We start from the raw sequence: 16,908 nt of genomic DNA on the forward strand, positions 1-16,908 counted from the left end.
TATAACGCGGCTAGCCCCCGAAAGTCGACGCCTTGCCGAACCGCTCGCGGATGCGACGGGCCAGTTCGTCCCGAACCTGCCGATAAGCGTCCAGCCGCTGCTCGCGCGTGCCGTCTGAAAGCGTGGGATCAAGGGTCGGCCAGTACTCGATATCGACCGCTCTCCCCCGCGCCAGTTCGACAGCCCGGTGTTGCGCTTCGGGCGTCAGGGAGATCACCAGGTCGAAGGACTCGTCCTCCAGATCGTCGAACACCTTCGGCCGGAAACCGGCCAGGTCGCCGCCGATCTCGTCGATGACGGCAGCCGCGAAGGGATCGACCTCCTTCTCGCCGGGCTCGCGCCGCAGCCCGACGCTGTCGACGAACACCCTGTCGCCGTAGACCATCTTCATCAGCGCCTCGGCCATCGGAGACCGGACGCGATTGAAGTTGCAGGCGAACAGCACCGCCCCAGGCAGCCCGTTCACGCGGTCAGCCCCGCCAGTGCAGGGCGCAGATCAGGGTGAACAACCGCCGCGCCGTGTCGAGGTCGGTCTTCACCTTGCCCTCCAGCCGGGCCTGCAGGAGGGTCGAGCCTTCGTTGTGCAGCCCCCGCCGCCCCATATCCAGCGCCTCGATCTGGGCGGGCGTCGCGTTGCGGATGGCCTGGTAGTAGCTCTCGCAGATCATGAAGTAGTCGCGGATCACGCCCCGGAAGGGCGACAGCGACAGCAGATGCGTCACATCGAGGCCGGGCCCCAGGATGTGCAGCGCCAGCCGGTTCTCGGCCAGGGCGATCTTCAGATCATAGGGGCCGCCGGCGGCGCCTTCGGGCTGGAAGTAGTTGTCCTCGATCAGATCGAAGATGGCGATCTGCCGTTCCTGCTCCTGGTCGCGCGACGCCGCACCGAGCGACTCGTCGTCGAGCTCGATCATCTGCAGGCGGTGGGTGGCGCGGTCGTCGGTCATGGATCCAGGTTCGTGGTTCGAGACGCTCGTCAGACGGCAAGCGCCTCGCCATGACGAGCTTTAGTGCAAGCCCACCCCCTTCGTCATCCTGAGGCGCGGCCGAAAGCCGCGTCTCGAAGGATACAGGGCTATTTTTGCAGCCTGAGCGCCGCCGAAAGCGCGTGCGCCGGCAATCCCTCCGCCTGCGCGAGTGCGACCGTATGCGGTCCGAGCCTTGCGAAGGCCGTCGCGTCGCACTTCACGATCGAGGTGCGCTTGAGGAAGTCGTAGATCGACAGACCGGACTGGAATCGCGCCGCGCGGCTGGTCGGCAGGACGTGGTTGGAGCCGGCCACATAGTCGCCGATGGCCTCGGGCGTGTAGCGGCCCAGAAAGATCGCGCCGGCGTGACGCACGCGGTCGGACAGGGCTTCCGGCGCGGCGGTGCAGAACTCCACGTGCTCGGGCGCGATCAGGTCGACCAGCGCCGGACTCTGGTCCAGCGGCGCGATGATCACCGCCCCGTGGTCCCGCCAGGACGCGGCAGCGTCCTCGCCGGTGGCCAGGGTCTCAAGCCCACGCGCGACAGCCGCCTCCACAGCGGCGGCGAAAGCCTCGTCATCGGTGATCAGGATCGACTGGGCGGCGGGGTCGTGTTCGGCCTGGGACAGCAGGTCCGCGGCGATCCAGTCGGGGTTGTTGTCGGCGTCGGCGACCACGACGATTTCCGACGGGCCCGCCAGGGCGTCGATGCCGACGACGCCGTAGAGACGGCGCTTGGCGGCCGTGACATAGGCGTTGCCGGGGCCGACGATCTTGTCCACCGGCCTGATCGGTCCCGCGCCCCAGGCCAGGGCGGCGACCGCCTGGGCCCCGCCGATACGCCAGATCTCGCTGACGCCGGCTTCCTGCGCCGCCGCCAGCACCGCCGGCTGCAGCTTGCCGGGCGGCGTGACCATCGCGATCCGGTCCACGCCGGCTACGGCGGCGGGTACGCAGTTCATCAGCACCGTCGAGGGATAGGCCGCCCGGCCGCCGGGCACATAGACGCCGACCGCTTCCAGCGGCGTCCAGCGCCAGCCCAGCTCGACGCCGGCGTCGTCGGTCCATCGCTCGTCCGCAGGCTTCTGGCGCGTGTGATAGGTCCGGATGCGGGCGGCGGCGAAGGCGATCGCCTCGCGGACGGCCGGATCGCAGGCCGCCGCGCCGGCCTCGATCTCTGCGGCCGAAACCCGCACCGTCTCTTCGGTCAGGTCCACCCTGTCGAACCTGCGGGTGTAGTCGAGCACGGCCTTGAGACCGTCGGCCTTCACGGCGGCCAGCACCTCGGCGGCCGCGGCGTCCACGTCGGCGGGCGAACCGCGTCGTTCGTTCAGGAACGCGCTGAACGCGGCGGAGAAATCCGGGTCTGTGAAGCGAAAGCGGCGCATGGCGGCTAGATGGCCGTTTTCAGCACAAACTCAAGCCTTCATTGACGGGAACGGTCGTCAGTCGGCGTGCGTCGGGGCGCGCGGCGTCGGCCAAGGCGTGGAGACATCGGCGAGCACCGCCTCGATACACTCCACCTCGGCCCGCAGATCGCCGCCGCCGGCGAACGTCAGCACGATCGCACCCCCCGGCGCCTCGGCCGGCTCGAAGGTCAGGGCCAGAAGCTCAACGACGGCGCCCTTCGCATCACGCCGCAGATTGCGGCTCCGGACGGTCATCACGCCGCCGAGCTGAAGGCCCGACCGAACGCGCTCCCGAGTCTTGCCGTCCGCCTCCCAGCGAAACCGGTTGAACGCTAGCGTGAGTCTGCGCGCGCGCGCGTCGAAGGCGATGTCGCCGATCTTGGCCACGGCGTCCTGCAGGGCGGCGGAAATGACGGCGAGGTCTTCAGCGTCCTGGGCCAGCAGGCGCAGCGGCGGGACTGCGGCCATGGTCAGCCGTCCATCTCCGGAACGGACGCGTCGCCCTTGATGCGCCGGACATTGGCCCCGCAGGCGCCGAGCTTCTCCTCCAGCCGCTCGAAGCCGCGATCGAGGTGGTAGACCCGACCGACGGTCGTTTCGCCCCTGGCCACAAGGCCGGCGATCACCAGGCCCACCGATGCGCGCAGGTCGGTGGCCATCACCTGCGCTCCCTCGAGCTTCTCGACGCCCCGAACCCGCGCCTCGACGCCCGAGACGGTGATGTCGGCGCCGAGCCGCGCCAGTTCCGGCGCGTGCATGAAGCGGTTCTCGAAGATGGTCTCGCGAATGACGCTTTCCCCTTCGGCCATGGTCATCAGCGCCATGAACTGCGCCTGCAGGTCGGTCGGGAACCCGGGATAGACGCCGGTCTCGACGTCCACCGCCTTCAGCCGCGCGCCGTTGCGACGGATGACGACGCCGTCATTGAGGCGTTCGACGCCGACCCCGGCCTCTTCCATCTTCAGCAGCAGCGCCTCGATCAGGTCGGCGCGCGTGTTCGTCAGGCGCACCTCGCCACCGGCCATGGCCGCGGCCACGGCGTAGGTGCCGGCCTCGATGCGGTCGGTGATCACCGCGTGCGTCGTTCCTGACAGCCTTGAGACGCCGGTGATCGTGATGGTCGGGGTGCCGGCGTTCTCGACCCTGGCGCCCATCTTGTTGAGGCACTCGGCGAGATCGACGATCTCGGGCTCGCAGGCGGCGTTGGACAGGGTGGTGACGCCTTCGGCGAGGACGGCGGCCAGCATGGCGTGCTCGGTGGCGCCCACGGAAACGAACGGGAACTCGATCGCTGCGCCTTTGAGGCCCCGGGGAGCCTGGGCGTAGACGTAGCCCTCATGCAGCTCGATCTTTGCGCCCAGCGCTTCCAGCGCCTTCAGATGCAGATCGACCGGCCGTCCGCCGATGGCGCAACCGCCCGGCAACGAGACCTTGGCGTGTCCCGTTCGCGCGATCAGCGGGCCCAGCACGTTGAAGCTGGCCCGCATCTGGCGGACCAGGTCGTAAGGGGCGAACGAGGTGATGATCTCGGGCGTATGGAGAACCGTCTCGGCGCCGTCCGGGCCGTTCCGTTCGTCGACCATGGTGCCCAGCCGGGTCAGCAGGGTGCCCAGGAAGCGGGTGTCCGCCAGGCGCGGCATATTGGTCAGGCGCAGCGGCTCGTCCGTCAGGAGCGAGGCGACCATCAGCTTGATGGCGGAGTTCTTGGCGCCGCTGATCTGGATTTCCCCATTCAGCCGCGCGCCGCCGACGATGGCGATGCGGTCCATTCAGGCCCCTCAGACGCCGCAAGCCGTTCGCCCGGGCGGGTTGCTCATATGTGAGGGCGCGGTTCTAGCGGGCGCAAGCCCCCGCGCAAGAGTCACTTATGATTGATGCCGCCCGTCCCCGGGCCGTCGGAACAGCGTCGCCGGGTCGTAGGCGCCGCCGCCGGCGAACGCCAGCCCCAGTTTTTCGGCCGCAAGTTCCAGTTCGAGGTGCGCCATGAACAGCGCATGCTCGATCGCCTGCATCGGATCTACGCCGAAAAAAGCCCGTCCGTGCTCGGCTCTGTGACCGGGATCCAGCCCCACGATCCGCATCGCGCAGGCCCAGTCGTCGCCGTCGGCGAGTCGGAAGGCGTCCGAGATCTCCACCGTGATGTCGAACGGCGCGCCTTCCGGGGGACGCGTGGCCCGCAGATGCCGAACCTCGCGGTACGGCCGCGGCGCGAGGCGTGCGGTGTTGGCCTGATGGGTCATTCGGCGTCCCTGGGCGCGGGCGCGGTCTTCGGCGGAGCCTTGCGACGCCTCAGGTTGGCGCGCAGGGCCTGGGCGAGTTTCGCCTCGCGATCAGCGTTCCCGGGCGGCGGCGCTTGCGGCGGTTTTTTCATACGGCAAGCAGCGCCATGCACATGGAGACGCGTCAAGGAGGATTAGGCCTTCCCATGGCGCCCGGCTTTCGCTATCAGGCGCGCCTCGTCTTTCGCCGCCGTAGCTCAGTGGTAGAGCGCATCCTTGGTAAGGCTGAGGTCGGCAGTTCAATCCTGCCCGGCGGCACCATCCCTGAACCAGAGGGAAGAAGACGATGAAGCGACCCCGAAAAGATGGTGGTTTCCCACCGGCAGAGATGCCGGTGAGGACCGTCCATTCGGGCTGGCTGGACCTGCACCTGGTCGAGCTGACGGGCCCGGACGGCGCAGCCTATGAGCGCTACGTCGAGGATCATGGCCGCGCGGCGGCCGTCCTGCCCTACAACCCCGACACCCGGATGGCGCTGCTGGTGACCATGCCCCGCGCCGCGCTGCGCTTCATGGGCGGCGGCGACGTGCTGGAAGCGCCCGCCGGGCTCGTTGACGAGGGCGAGACGCCGTTGGAGAGCGCGCGCCGCGAACTGGTCGAGGAAGCGGGGTTGGAGGTCGACGACCTGGAGCCGGCCGGTGCGATCCTGTCGTCGCCGGGCATATCGACAGAGCGGATCGACCTTTTCCTGGCCGCCTACAGCGACGCGCAGCGCACCGGCGCGGGCGGCGGGCTGGAGAGCGAGAACGAGAATATCACCGTCGTGGAGACGCCCCTCGACGCCCTGTGGGCGCTGGTCGAGGGCGGCGAGGCCACGGACGCCAAGACGCGGGTGCTCGTCCAGACGCTGCGGATACGCCGGCCGGACCTGTTCAGCTGATTGCCGGACCCGGCTCCAAGGCGCCCCCGACGCATCGCGCCAGGGGTCGCCAGAGAGTCCGCAGGCCCGCTGCCGCGGCTAGATGAGCCAGCCCGCGTCGAGCGCCACCGGCGCTGCATCGCGGACGTTCAGCTGACCCGGGATGTGGTCGATGTTGACCGACTGGACGCCGAGGATGCTCGACAGGTCGGAGACCTGCAGGACGCCCTGGCTGAACAGCTCCAGTGTGAAGTCGGCCACGCCGTCGCCGTTGGTGTCGGCGGTGATCCGGTAGTGGACGCTGCCCGGCGCCGACGGCCCGCCCGGCGCGCCAGGAACACCGTTGATCGCCTCGATCACCAACTGGCCGGCGACCCGCGTGAAGTGGTCGACCACCACGAAGTCATCGTTGACGCTGCGGGTATTGGTGTTCGCATCGAGCGCCCGAAGGTCGATCCGGTCGCCGTCCCTGACGCTGAAGTCGGTGATCGTGTCGGTCAAATGCGGCGCCGGAACGCTCCCCCGGCCGGGCAGGCCGACACCCGTCCCGCTGTCGGCCTGGGTCTGGAACAGGAAGACATCCGCGCCGTCGCCACCGGTCAGGGTGTCACTGCCCGCGCCGCCGATGACAACGTCAGCGCCACCGCCCGCGTCAATGATATCGTCGCCTGCGCCGCCATTCAGCGTATTGGCGCTGGCGTTTCCGGTGATCTGGTTGTTCAGCGCGTTGCCCGTCGCCGTGCGTCCCAGCGCGCCCAGAATTAGATTCTCGACGTTGGCGGCAAGGGTGTAGGTGGCGAGATTGGCCTCGACGGTGTCGTTCCCGCCGTTGAGGGCCTCGATCACCTGGTCGCCCGCTTCTCCGACGTAGTAGTCGTCGTTGCCGCCGCCGCCGGTCATCCTGTCTGCGCCAAGACCGCCCTGGATCACGTCATTGCCGAGGCCCGTCGTTATGACGTCGTTGCCGGCGAGGCCGTCGACGTAGTCGTCGTAGACGGTGCCGACCAGGGTGTCGGCGCGCGGCGTGGCCGGGCCGATCCGCTCGTAGTCGCCGTTGATCGTCACCGCGACCGAACCCGTGTCGGTGAAGTCGCCGGCGATATTGGCCACGGTATAGGCAAACGTCTCCGCGCCGGTCTGGCCCACGGTCATGGCGTCGAAGCTGGCGCCCGACGTGTAGGTCAGGGTGCCGTCGGCGTTGAGGCGCACGGTCGAGCCGGACTCCAGCGTTACCGTCGCGCCGACTGTGATGGCCTGTCCACCGACCGTCGTGATGTGAAGGGCTGTGTCAGGGCTGGTGTCATTGCGGAGCACGGTGATCGCCGTCGCGACGCTTTCCGTGACCGTGGCGGCGTCGTCCTTGGCGCCCGTCAGAAGACCGGCCGCATAGGCCAGAAGATTGCGGGCGAAGGTCTCCATCCCGGTAAGGTCGAAGCCGAAGAAGTTGGGGTTGCTCTCGCCGTTCACAGCATCGCCCCAGAAGTCGACGGGCGCGCTGGTGTAGATCACCATGCCGGCGCCGGATCGGACGCCGAAGGCCGTGACGTGGGTGGTGTCATTTGTGGTCATGAACACGAGCGCGCCGTCGGGCAGAGAGCTCAGAAGTGCATAGCCGTGATTGGAGGAATTGTAGTTGTCGACACTGGTGTCCGTGACGACACCAAACTGCGTCTCGGCAAACAGATTGCCATCTGACCCCAGCTGCATCTCGGCGCCGCCAGGTGCGCCGGGGTCCCGGACAAACTGGATCCCTTCAAGTGCGCCCAGCAAATGCGTGGCGTTCACCACGTGCCGGTCATGAATAATGACCACCAGGCCATTGGCCACCGCGGCGGCGATATCGGCCCGCGCTGCAAGATACTCAGCCCCGTACTGGTCATTCAACGGGTTCTGGATGACCAGAACCTTGAGCGTGGCGAGCACTGCTGGCGTCAGGACTGAGACGCTCACCGGCGTCAGGCCCACGTCGACAATTTCGTCGCGTTGATTGGCGACGCCTTCGCCGCTCTGCATGTCGTAGAAGCCGACGTTTACTGGATCAGCCATGTGATGCCCCCGCTGTCAAAACGCTGGGGCAGCAGACCTGCGCGCATACGTGTGACTTTTGTTCAGGCGGGCGATGGCGCCGTTCGGCGAACGGCGGCAGTGAAAGAATTAGGGTGCATTTTTCGGCGCCAGGACCGCCGACAGCGGCTGGGGCGGAAAAAGGTCAGTCAATCCAGCGGGCGCTCGCCGCCGGGGAGAGTTTGCCACCGGGACAGGGGCCTGCGGCAAACCGCCGCGTCACGCAGGGTGAACGTCGGGTACCCGACCGTTCAAGGGGTCAGCCGACCCGCGACGCCGCCGCGTAACCGGCGATCGCGGCAGCGCTTGTGACGAACGCCCCCCAGGCCAGGTCGGGGATCACAACCTTGAACGGGAACCCCTTCAGGGTCGCCAGATTGGTCAGGTCATAGGTGGCGTAGGCGATCAGGCCGAACAGCGCGCCGTGGATCAGAGCTCGCGACCACGAGCCCGCCTCAAGCGCCGGCTTCACCGCGAAAAACACGATGCCAACCAGGTAGAGGGCATAGAAGACCGCGGCCGCGGCCATGTTCGGCTTCTCCAGCAGGAGCGGGCCGAACTCACGCTGGTACATCTTCTGCGCAACGACGCCGAGCCACAGGGCGTCCAGCGCCAGAAATGTTACGGCCGAGGCGACATAGGCGGCGATCCAGGGCATTCGGGCATCCTTCGCTGTTGATGCAAACCTAGGCCGTCGTGAGCCGGCGCCAAGGTCAGCCCTGATCGTCCCGCCGGGGCGCGCGATCCCCGAACCACCAGGCCAGCGCCGTCGAGGCGGAGAAGGCGATGGTTTCGACGGCCGTCCGGATCACCCCGGACGCCGTGTCGGCCTCCAGCGCCCCGCTGACAGCCGACATGAAGAGCACAGCGAACAATACCCACAGCAGCACCGTCAGGGCCGGGCGGGTCAGGGCGCGGACGGCCGCAACCCATGGCCAGCTGGCGCCGACGGCGGCTTCGGCCTTCAACGACGCCTCCAGACCGCGCCAGGATCCCTCGGCGTTCGCTGTGTCGAGCGCCTGACGGGCTTCCTCGATCCGGCCCGCACGCGCCTCTGACGCAAGCCGCAGGTCATGACTCCAGCGTTCCGTCTCGTGGACCATCTCGAGTTGACGGTCCTTGCGCTTCTCGCGGGTCTCGAAGATGCCGAGACCGCGATTGAGAATGGAGCCCAGCGCCCCGAAGGCCGCGCCCAGGGCCCCGCCGGCAAGTCCGCCGCCGGCTGCGGTGATGATGTCCATGGCCGATCTCCTCAACCCGTTGCGATGATCCAGATTTCGCCCCGGCCGCCGGCCCCGCCTGCGCCGGATGTGTAGCTGTCGCGCGTGGCGCCGCCACCACCGCCGCCGCCGCCGGGTGCGCCGCCCGCACCGCCCGCACCGCCGTTTGCGGTCGCGATGCCGCTGCCGCCTCCTCCGCCCGCGCCTGCCCCGCGCGCCCAGGCCTTGTCGGCGCCTGCTGATCCCGAGGCTCCGCCGCCGCCGCCACCGCCTCGGGTCGCCCGGCGACCGGAGACCGCGCCGACCAGGTAGCCGTGACCGCCCTCCTTGCCGGATGTCGTCGACCCCGCTGCGTTGAGGCCGCCCGCCCCGCCGCCGCCGCCCGGTCCGTCCGCGCGGGTCGCGTCAGCGCCGGCCGTCACGCCCCCTCCGCCCGCATTGGCGGCGGTATTGCCGATGCCGCCTGCCCCGCCGGCCCCGGGGGACGTCGTGCCGCCGCCGCCCGCGCCGCCGCCCGTCGCGGCCAGCAAAACCTGACCATCGTCGGCAATGGAGGAATCGCCCCCGGCGCCGCCGTTCCCGCCACTGGCGGTTCCCGTGACAGCGGTTCCGCCCGCCCCGCCGGCGCCCACCACAAGGGTCAGCGTTGTTCCGGACAGGTCATCAACGTCGATATCCTCGATCGCCCGACCGCCCGCGCCGCCGCCCCCGCCGCCGCCCCGGCTCGTCGCATTGGTTCCGGCCGCGCCGGCGCCGCCTCCACCCCCGCCGCCGATGCAGACCAGCCGCAGCCGGCGCGCCCAGGCGGGAACGTCGTAGGCGCCGCCCGCCGTATGAACGCTGACCTGCGTCGGCCGCAGCGGGGTCGAGGCGAAGGTCGCTTTGCCGCTGTTCCGGTCGACGGTGAAGACCTCGTGCCAGGTCGAACCGTCCGGGGAGACCTTGAGCGCGACATCGTCGCCGCCCAGCAGACCGAACTCGGCCCGGCCGTCCCAGGCCGACTGGAAGAGCAGACCCGCCGTATCGCCGGACGCCTCCTTGTTGATCGTCAGGCGCAGATCGCCGTCACCGTCGTCGGCCACCGGCTTCGCGGTCAGCAGAACCTTGTTAAGCCGGGCGGTCAGCGGATTGGCTTCATCCGCCGTGGCGCCGATGCCGAGCAGGGGCAGATTCTGGAAGCTGACGTCCGTGGTCACCGCGACCCAGGCTTCGCCGTCGAACACTGCCAGCAAGCCCTCGTCGTTGATGAAGGCGACGCGCCCCGTGGCCGGCGGCTCGGCTGTCCAGCCGCCCGCCTCATGCCGCATCACCGTCCCGGCCGGCTGACCCGCCCAGGCATCGCCCGTCGCGTCCGCGGGCAGGATGTAAAGGGCGCCGTCCGAAGGCTCCGCCGGCTGCGCCGCCGTGGCCCGGCTCTCCACAGCCATCTGCACCAGGCCATCCAGCCGGGCGAAGGCCTGGTTCACCGTCACATGCTTCTGCGCCTGACCGGCCGCCACATAGGGCAGACCGAGGCGGGGTGTGGCGTCGTCGGACACGCGAAAGCTCCCTGTCGTTCTTCACGACAAGGATGGGCGCGCCCGTCCGGGCGATGCGCCGAATACGAAAGCGCCCGGCGTTCACGGGGAACCGCCGGGCGCAAACCGTTGAACTGGCGACTGAACGCCCGGACTATTCCGCCGCGAACGCCAGATGTACGCCGCTGGTCAGGGCCGTCTTGGCCGCGAGTTCGGCCTTGGCCTCCTCGTACTCGGCCGACAGGCGGGCGACCAGTTCGCCGGCGCTCAGCACCGACTTCACCGCGCCGATGCCCTGGCCGCAGCCCCAGATGTCCTTCCAGGCCTTGGCCTCGGTGTTGCCGCCGGAGCCGAAGTTCATCGCCGAGGGGTCGCTGACCGGCAGATTGTCGGGGTCCATCCCGGCACGGATGATCGACGGCCGCAGGTAGTTGCCGTGCACGCCGGTGAACAGGTTCGAATAGACGATGTCCTCGCCCGAGCTCTCGACGATCATATCCTTGTAGCCTTCGACGGCGTTCGCTTCCTTCGTCGCGATGAAGGCGGAGCCGATGTAGGCGAGGTCCGCGCCCATGGCCTGGGCGGCGAGGATCGCCTTGCCGCTGGCGATGGCGCCCGACAGCGCCACCGGGCCGTCGAACCACTGGCGGATTTCCTGGATCAGGGCGAAGGGCGACAGCGCCCCGGCGTGGCCGCCGGCGCCGGCCGCCACCGGAATCAGGCCGTCGGCGCCCTTCTCGATCGCCTTGTGGGCATGCTTGTCGTTGATGACGTCGTGCAGCGTGATGCCGCCCCAGCCGTGCACCGCCTGGTTCAGCTCCTCGCGGGCGCCCAGCGAGGTAATGATGATGGGGGCCTTGTACTTCTCGCAGAGGGCCAGGTCCTCCTCGAGGCGGTTGTTGGTCCTGTGGACGATCTGATTCACCGCGAACGGCGCCGAAGGCTTGTCGGGGTTGGCCTTGTCCCAGGCCGCCAGTTCGCTGGTGATCCGGTCGAGCCACTCGTCGAGCAGACTGATCGGGCGGGCGTTCAGCGACGGGAACGAGCCGACGATGCCGGCCTTGCACTGGGCAATCACCAGATCCGGGCCGGAGATAATGAACAGCGGCGAGGCGATCGCGGGCAGGCGCAGGCGGTCTCGCAGGATGGGCGGCAGGGCCATGGTCGGTCGTCTCCGGCTTTGAATATACGCTGTAAATAGAACAGCCGTTCGGACTCGGCAAGAGGCGCGAGGGGGCGTCGGGTCGCAATATCCCCGCGGCCCGGCGGCGCCCTCGCTTGACGCACCTAACGGCAGGGGCGCATCACCCCAGCGGAATTGCTGCAACGCACTTGGGGAGATCGAAGGTTTGTCCGGGACGATCCTGCCGCTGGCCGATGACTTCGCGCCGCCCGCCCGTGAGGACTGGCTGAAGCTGGTCGAAAAGACCCTCAAGGGCGAGTCGTTCGAGGACGCGCTGGTCCGGCGCACGGCCGACGGCCTGAGCATTCAGCCGCTCTACACCGCGGAATCCGCCCCGGGCGTCGTGCGCGACCTGATCCCGCGCGACGCTGACCGGCCCTGGGACCTGCGCATGCGCGTGGCCCATCCCGACCCGCGTCAGGCCGCCGCCGAGGCGCTGAAGGACCTCGAAGGCGGGGCCGCGTCGCTGCTGGTGGCCATCGACCCGACCGGCCGGGACGGCGTCGCCGTCGGATCGGCGGAGGACCTGGGCAAGGCGCTCGAAGGGGTGCTGCTCGACCTTGCGCCGGTCGCCCTCGACGCGGGCTACCTCGGCCCGAAGGCGGCCGACTGGCTGGGGACCCTGGCCAAGGCCGCGCCGAACGCCCCGCTCGCCTTCCACATGGACCCGCTGACGACCTTCGCGCAGACCGGCGCGAGCCCGGGGCCGATCGAAAGCCATGTCATCTCGGCCGCCACCGTCGCCACGCGGCTCGCCGCCACCTACGGCAAGGCCAGCCTGTTCCTCGCCACCGGCCGGGCGGCCCACGAGGGCGGCGGCTCGAACACCGAGGAACTGGCCCTTATGACGGCGAGCGCGCTCGCCTACGCCAAGGCTATGGTTCGCGCCGGCCTGCCGATGGACGAGGCGTTCCGCCGCATCACGCTCGGCGTCAGCCTCGACGGCGAGTATTTCACCGGCATCGCCAAAGTGCGGGCGGCGCGGGCGCTGTGGTCCCGTCTGACGCAAGCCTGCGGCGTCGAAACGCCGGCGCGCGTCGAGGTCCGCTCGTCGCGCCGGATGCTGACCCGGGCCGACGCCTGGACCAACCTGCTGCGGCTGACCAGCGCCGGCTTCGCGGCCGCCGTCGGCGGCGCGGACGTCATCGTGCTGGGCGCCTTCACCGACGCCATCGGCCTGCCGACCGCCTTCGCCCGCCGCCAGTCGCGCAATACCCAGCTGGTGCTGATGGAGGAGAGCCATCTTGGCCGCGTGGCCGACCCGGCCGGCGGCGCCTGGTTCCTCGACACCGTCACGGACGAACTGGCCCGCGCCGCCTGGGCCGGCTTCCAGACCATCGAAGCGGCCGGCGGCGTCATCGCGGCGCTCCAGTCCGGCAAGATCGCCGAGGCGGTGAAGGCCAGCCAGGCCGCCCAGGCAGAGTCCTACGCCGACAAGTCGCGCAAGATCCTCGGCGTGACCGTGTTCCCCAACGCGGACGACAAGACCCCGGAGGTCGCCGTGGTCGACCCGTCCGCCTTCGCTGTCGCTGGCCCGGACCCAAGGCTGCCGGGACCGGATTCGGCCTGCACGCCCCTGACGCCCATCCGTTTCGCCGCCGCGTTCGAGGAGGCCTGAGCCATGAGCACCTTCCCCGACTTCACCACAGTCGACTTCGCGGCCGGCGCCGCGCCCGGCGCCGGGCCGGCGGGCGGAACGGTCTGGAACACTCCGGAAGGGGTCGCTGTCGCGGCCGCCTACGGTCCGCAGGACGTCGCCGGCCTGGACTTCCTGAACGGCTATCCGGGCCTCGAGCCGTTCGTGCGCGGCCCCTACCCGACGATGTACGCCACCAACCCCTGGACGGTGCGGCAGTACGCGGGCTTCTCGACCGCCGAGGACTCCAACGCCTTCTATCGCCGCAACCTGGCGGCCGGTCAGATGGGCCTGTCGGTAGCCTTCGATCTGGCCACCCACCGCGGCTACGACAGCGACCATGAGCGGGTGAAGGGCGACGTCGGCATGGCCGGCGTGGCCATCGACAGCATCCTCGACATGCGCACGCTGTTCGACGGCATCCCGCTCGACAAGATGAGCGTGTCGATGACCATGAACGGCGCGGTGCTGCCGATCCTGGCGCTCTACATCGTCGCGGCCGAGGAACAGGGCGTGAGCCCCGACAAGCTGCAGGGCACGATCCAGAACGACATCCTCAAGGAGTTCATGGTCCGGAACACCTACATCTATCCGCCCCTGCCTTCGATGCGGATCATTTCGGACATCTTTTCATACACTTCGAGCAAGATGCCGAAGTTCAACTCGATCTCGATTTCCGGCTATCACATGCAGGAAGCCGGGGCGACGGCGGACCTGGAGCTGGCCTACACCCTGGCTGACGGGATCGAGTATGTCCGCGCCGGCATCGCCGCCGGGATGACCGTCGACCAGTTCGCGCCGCGCCTGTCGTTCTTCTGGGCCATCGGCATGAACTACTTCATGGAAGTGGCGAAGATGCGGGCCGCGCGCCTGCTCTGGGCGCGGCTGATGAAGCGGGAGTTCGATCCCAAGGACAGCCGCTCGCTCTCCCTGCGCACCCACAGCCAGACGTCCGGATGGTCGCTGGCGGCGCAGGACGTGTTCAACAACGTCTCGCGCACCTGCGTCGAGGCGATGGCGGCGGTGAACGGCCACACCCAGAGCCTGCACACCAACAGCCTCGACGAAGCCCTGGCCCTGCCGACCGACTTCTCCGCCCGCATCAGCCGAAACACCCAGCTGTTCCTGCAGATGGAAAGCGGCACGACCGCCGTCGCCGACCCCTGGGGCGGGAGCTACTACGTCGAGCGCCTGACCCACGACCTGGCCGCCCGGGCGCTGGAGCACATCGACGAGGTCGAGAAGCTCGGCGGCATGGCCAAGGCCATCGAGCAGGGCCTGCCCAAGCTGCGCATCGAAGAGGCCGCGGCCCGCACCCAGGCGCGGATCGACAGCGGCCGCCAGAGCGTCGTCGGGGTCAACCGCTACAAGCCGGAGGTCGCCGACGACATCCCGGTGCTGAAGGTCGACAACACCGCTGTGCGCAACGCCCAGCTCGAAAAGCTGAGCCGTCTCAAGGACGAACGCAACGAAGCTAAGACGCAGGATGCGCTGGCCGCCCTTGAAGCCGGGGCCCGCGCCGACGGCAACCTGCTGGAACTGGCCGTCAACGCCGGCCGGGCCAAGGCGACCGTTGGCGAGATCAGCTATGCTCTGGAGAAGGTCTTCGGCCGGCACCGGGCAGAGATCAAATCGATCACGGGGGTCTATATGTCCGAGGCCGGATCCAACGCCCTGGTCGCCCGCGCCAAGGCCATGGTCGAGGCCTTCGAACAGGCCGACGGCCGCCGCCCGCGCATCCTGATCGCCAAGATGGGCCAGGACGGCCACGACCGCGGCCAGAAGGTCATCGCCACCGCGTTCGCCGATCTGGGCTTCGATGTCGACATCGGTCCGCTGTTCCAGACCCCCGCCGAAGCCGCCCGCCAGGCGGTGGAGAACGACGTCCATGTCGTCGGCGCCAGCTCGCTGGCCGCCGGCCACCTGACCCTGGCCCCGGACCTGATCGCCGAACTGGGCAAACAGGGCCGCCCGGACATCATGGCCGTGATCGGCGGCGTGATCCCGCAACAGGACTGGCAGGCCCTCAAGGACGCCGGCGTCGCCGCCATCTTCCCGCCTGGTACGGTGATCGCCGAGTCGGCCATCGAACTGCTGGAAAAGCTGAACCGGCAGCTGGGGTACGAGCAAGCGTAGGGGGCGGAGTTATTCCTTCTCCCTGCGGGAGACGGGACGTCAGCTGATCCCGGTCAGACCGGAATCCACCGCCAGCGTCTGGCCAGTCACGTAGACCGCCTCGTCGCTCATGAAAAACAGCGCCGCGTAGGCGATTTCCCAGCCGGTGGCCTGGCGACCGAAGAACTGGGGGGCGGTCCCGCGGCTCGGACGGCCCTGGGTCGCTCTCCGGCCAAGCGGCGTATCCACCAGGCCCGGCGCGATGATGTTGGCCCGCACGCCCTTGCGGCTGCCTTCCAGCGCCACATGCCGCATCAGTCCGCCCAGCGCCGCCTTCGAGGCGTCGTAGGCCGGCAGGCGCGAGCCGGCGACCAGGCCAGCGATCGAGGAAATGAACACGATCGAGCTGCCCTCGGCGAGCTGCGGCAGGGCCTCGCGGCAGCAGAGCATCGGCCCCCGCAGGTTCACCCCCAGCACCGCGTCCCACTCTTCAGCCTTGACCGCTCCGAGCCCCAGTCCGCCGACGCCGATGCCGACGTTGAGCACCAGGCCGTCGAGCCCGCCGAGGGTCTCGACCGCAGTCCCGACCATCCGCACGATATCGTCCTCGCGGCTTATGTCGGCCTGGATCAGACTGGCCTGCCCCCCTTCGGCGCGGATCAGGTCCACCGTCGCCTGGCCGGCCTCGGCGCTGCGGTCGGCGACAGCGACATCGGCGCCTTCCCGCGCGAACAGCATGGCCATGGCCCGGCCGTTGCCGACGGGATCGGTGTCCGCGTCCACCACCTGCTGCCCGCCGCCGACCACGAGGATACGGCGCCCGGTCAGGCGACCGCGCCCGGGCGCCTGGCCAAGGGACTCGGCGCTGTGGGGCCGCACATAGGGTTGTTTCTCGCTCACGACCGCTCCCTGTCCCGCTGTTTTGGCAAGACTAGGCAGGCATCGGTTGGCCGTCCACGGGTCAGGCCTTCCGGCGCGCCGGGCGGTTGATGGCGTTGACGATGAACATCAGCAGGACAACGGCGCCGACCGTCCAGGGCAGCGCCACGGTGACACCGGCCAGGGAGACGGTCGCGTCGCGGAAGGCCGGCCACCAGCCGGCGGCGAGGGTCTCGTTGAAGTCCGACATCCAGACCGCCGCGATCAGCACGATCAGCAGCACCCAGCTGACCCAGCCCAGGCCCCGGCCCCGCTTCAGCCGCTCCTTCTCCACCCGTTCGACATGAGAGGGCGGAACGCCGTGTCGCGCCTCGATGTCCTTCTGCAGGAAGTTGGCCGCCATCAGGTGGCCTTGCCAGAGCATGTCGACCAGATCAGGGACCAGCGGCAGCGGCACGCCGGACATGAGAACATCGACGCCGAGAACCCCGGCCATCTTGGCGATGGCGGAGAAGCTCGCGCCCGACCGGAGCGCTTGATAGAGCAGATAGATCGCCGCGCCGCCGGAGTAGATCAGTCCCGCGCCGGGGATCCAGGCCAGCAGGCCGTCCAGCCCGACGCCGAATGGCCCGAACCCGACGACACGGTCGGAGAGCTTCTTGATCGTCTCGGCCGATTTCCAGGCGCTGTGCGCGATGTCCCTGCTCATGGGACGCTAACCTAGGTCGGGCGAACAAGGTTCCGCTAGTAGGAAACGCTGGCGCGCGCGGTGACCGCCC

Annotated in this window: 16 protein-coding genes and 1 tRNA gene; 4 read left to right on the top strand and 13 right to left on the bottom strand. The window is 69.1% G+C overall.

Going from position 1 to position 16,908, the window contains the following annotated elements; all coding sequences use genetic code 11:
- Window positions 1-10: 10 nt before the first annotated feature.
- From AC3WJT_RS15525 to AC3WJT_RS15550, 6 genes are all read right to left on the bottom strand, one after another.
- A complete protein-coding gene (locus tag AC3WJT_RS15525) occupies window positions 11-466 on the bottom strand; it encodes an arsenate-mycothiol transferase ArsC (RefSeq protein WP_492344038.1) in 456 nt (151 codons plus the stop codon).
- Window positions 467-470: 4 nt separating this feature from the next.
- A complete protein-coding gene (locus AC3WJT_RS15530; protein ID WP_492344039.1) occupies window positions 471-947 on the bottom strand; it encodes a UPF0262 family protein in 477 nt (158 codons plus the stop codon).
- Window positions 948-1,075: 128 nt separating this feature from the next.
- On the bottom strand, window positions 1,076-2,356 hold the full coding sequence (gene hisD / locus AC3WJT_RS15535) for a histidinol dehydrogenase (RefSeq protein ID WP_492344040.1): 1,281 nt from the start codon (window positions 2,354-2,356) through the stop codon (window positions 1,076-1,078).
- A gap of 57 nt (window positions 2,357-2,413) precedes the next feature.
- Window positions 2,414-2,845, bottom strand: coding sequence for a DUF2948 family protein (locus AC3WJT_RS15540; protein ID WP_492344041.1), 432 nt, complete (start codon window positions 2,843-2,845; stop codon window positions 2,414-2,416).
- Window positions 2,846-2,847: 2 nt separating this feature from the next.
- Complete coding sequence (gene murA / locus AC3WJT_RS15545) at window positions 2,848-4,146, bottom strand: UDP-N-acetylglucosamine 1-carboxyvinyltransferase (protein ID WP_492344042.1); 1,299 nt, start codon at window positions 4,144-4,146, stop codon at window positions 2,848-2,850.
- A gap of 96 nt (window positions 4,147-4,242) precedes the next feature.
- Window positions 4,243-4,617, bottom strand: coding sequence for a DUF6968 family protein (locus AC3WJT_RS15550; protein WP_492344043.1), 375 nt, complete (start codon window positions 4,615-4,617; stop codon window positions 4,243-4,245).
- A gap of 225 nt (window positions 4,618-4,842) precedes the next feature.
- On the opposite strand from AC3WJT_RS15550, the gene AC3WJT_RS15555 reads away from it, so the two are divergent.
- Both AC3WJT_RS15555 and AC3WJT_RS15560 read left to right on the top strand, forming a co-directional pair.
- Window positions 4,843-4,917 (top strand) — tRNA-Thr (locus tag AC3WJT_RS15555).
- A 67-nt stretch (window positions 4,918-4,984) separates the two neighbouring features.
- On the top strand, window positions 4,985-5,536 hold the full coding sequence (locus AC3WJT_RS15560; protein ID WP_492344044.1) for an NUDIX domain-containing protein: 552 nt from the start codon (window positions 4,985-4,987) through the stop codon (window positions 5,534-5,536).
- 78 nt (window positions 5,537-5,614) lie between these two features.
- On the opposite strand, the gene AC3WJT_RS15565 is transcribed toward AC3WJT_RS15560, so the two are convergent.
- The 5 genes from AC3WJT_RS15565 to AC3WJT_RS15585 all read right to left on the bottom strand — a co-directional run bounded on the left by AC3WJT_RS15565 (window position 5,615) and on the right by AC3WJT_RS15585 (window position 11,478).
- A complete protein-coding gene (locus AC3WJT_RS15565) occupies window positions 5,615-7,561 on the bottom strand; it encodes an Ig-like domain-containing protein (RefSeq protein ID WP_492344045.1) in 1,947 nt (648 codons plus the stop codon).
- 277 nt (window positions 7,562-7,838) lie between these two features.
- Window positions 7,839-8,237: a DUF2177 family protein gene (locus tag AC3WJT_RS15570; protein WP_492344046.1), complete on the bottom strand. Its 399-nt coding sequence runs from the start codon at window positions 8,235-8,237 to the stop codon at window positions 7,839-7,841.
- A gap of 55 nt (window positions 8,238-8,292) precedes the next feature.
- A complete protein-coding gene (locus AC3WJT_RS15575) occupies window positions 8,293-8,820 on the bottom strand; it encodes a hypothetical protein (RefSeq protein WP_492344047.1) in 528 nt (175 codons plus the stop codon).
- A gap of 11 nt (window positions 8,821-8,831) precedes the next feature.
- Window positions 8,832-10,337, bottom strand: coding sequence for a DUF2793 domain-containing protein (locus tag AC3WJT_RS15580; protein WP_492344048.1), 1,506 nt, complete (start codon window positions 10,335-10,337; stop codon window positions 8,832-8,834).
- Window positions 10,338-10,470: 133 nt separating this feature from the next.
- On the bottom strand, window positions 10,471-11,478 hold the full coding sequence (locus tag AC3WJT_RS15585; RefSeq protein WP_492344049.1) for an NAD(P)H-dependent flavin oxidoreductase: 1,008 nt from the start codon (window positions 11,476-11,478) through the stop codon (window positions 10,471-10,473).
- A gap of 199 nt (window positions 11,479-11,677) precedes the next feature.
- Here AC3WJT_RS15585 and AC3WJT_RS15590 point away from each other — a divergent pair, with 199 nt between their 5' ends.
- A complete protein-coding gene (locus tag AC3WJT_RS15590; protein ID WP_492344191.1) occupies window positions 11,678-13,117 on the top strand; it encodes a methylmalonyl-CoA mutase subunit beta in 1,440 nt (479 codons plus the stop codon).
- 3 nt (window positions 13,118-13,120) lie between these two features.
- A complete protein-coding gene (gene scpA / locus AC3WJT_RS15595; protein WP_492344050.1) occupies window positions 13,121-15,271 on the top strand; it encodes a methylmalonyl-CoA mutase in 2,151 nt (716 codons plus the stop codon).
- 39 nt (window positions 15,272-15,310) lie between these two features.
- Here scpA and AC3WJT_RS15600 read toward each other — a convergent pair whose 3' ends face one another.
- Window positions 15,311-16,150, bottom strand: coding sequence for an SDR family NAD(P)-dependent oxidoreductase (locus AC3WJT_RS15600; RefSeq protein ID WP_492344051.1), 840 nt, complete (start codon window positions 16,148-16,150; stop codon window positions 15,311-15,313).
- Window positions 16,151-16,211: 61 nt separating this feature from the next.
- Window positions 16,212-16,838, bottom strand: coding sequence for a DUF4112 domain-containing protein (locus AC3WJT_RS15605; protein WP_492344052.1), 627 nt, complete (start codon window positions 16,836-16,838; stop codon window positions 16,212-16,214).
- Between the last annotated feature and the right edge of the window lie 70 nt (window positions 16,839-16,908).

The organism is Caulobacter sp. FW305-C-30-S16, from assembly GCF_058783025.1.

Bases quoted from the DNA above. Each gene is read 5' to 3' on its own strand.
- scpA (WP_492344050.1), top strand. From the start codon at position 13,121: ATGAGCACCTTCCCCGACTTCACCACAGTCGACTTCGCGGCCGGCGCC.
- AC3WJT_RS15530 (WP_492344039.1), bottom strand. From the start codon at position 947: ATGACCGACGACCGCGCCACCCACCGCCTGCAGATGATCGAGCTCGAC.
- AC3WJT_RS15565 (WP_492344045.1), bottom strand. From the start codon at position 7,561: ATGGCTGATCCAGTAAACGTCGGCTTCTACGACATGCAGAGCGGCGAA.
- AC3WJT_RS15585 (WP_492344049.1), bottom strand. From the start codon at position 11,478: ATGGCCCTGCCGCCCATCCTGCGAGACCGCCTGCGCCTGCCCGCGATC.
- murA (WP_492344042.1), bottom strand. From the start codon at position 4,146: ATGGACCGCATCGCCATCGTCGGCGGCGCGCGGCTGAATGGGGAAATC.
- AC3WJT_RS15570 (WP_492344046.1), bottom strand. From the start codon at position 8,237: ATGCCCTGGATCGCCGCCTATGTCGCCTCGGCCGTAACATTTCTGGCG.
- AC3WJT_RS15560 (WP_492344044.1), top strand. From the start codon at position 4,985: ATGCCGGTGAGGACCGTCCATTCGGGCTGGCTGGACCTGCACCTGGTC.
- AC3WJT_RS15575 (WP_492344047.1), bottom strand. From the start codon at position 8,820: ATGGACATCATCACCGCAGCCGGCGGCGGACTTGCCGGCGGGGCCCTG.
- hisD (WP_492344040.1), bottom strand. From the start codon at position 2,356: ATGCGCCGCTTTCGCTTCACAGACCCGGATTTCTCCGCCGCGTTCAGC.
- AC3WJT_RS15550 (WP_492344043.1), bottom strand. From the start codon at position 4,617: ATGACCCATCAGGCCAACACCGCACGCCTCGCGCCGCGGCCGTACCGC.
- AC3WJT_RS15605 (WP_492344052.1), bottom strand. From the start codon at position 16,838: ATGAGCAGGGACATCGCGCACAGCGCCTGGAAATCGGCCGAGACGATC.
- AC3WJT_RS15540 (WP_492344041.1), bottom strand. From the start codon at position 2,845: ATGGCCGCAGTCCCGCCGCTGCGCCTGCTGGCCCAGGACGCTGAAGAC.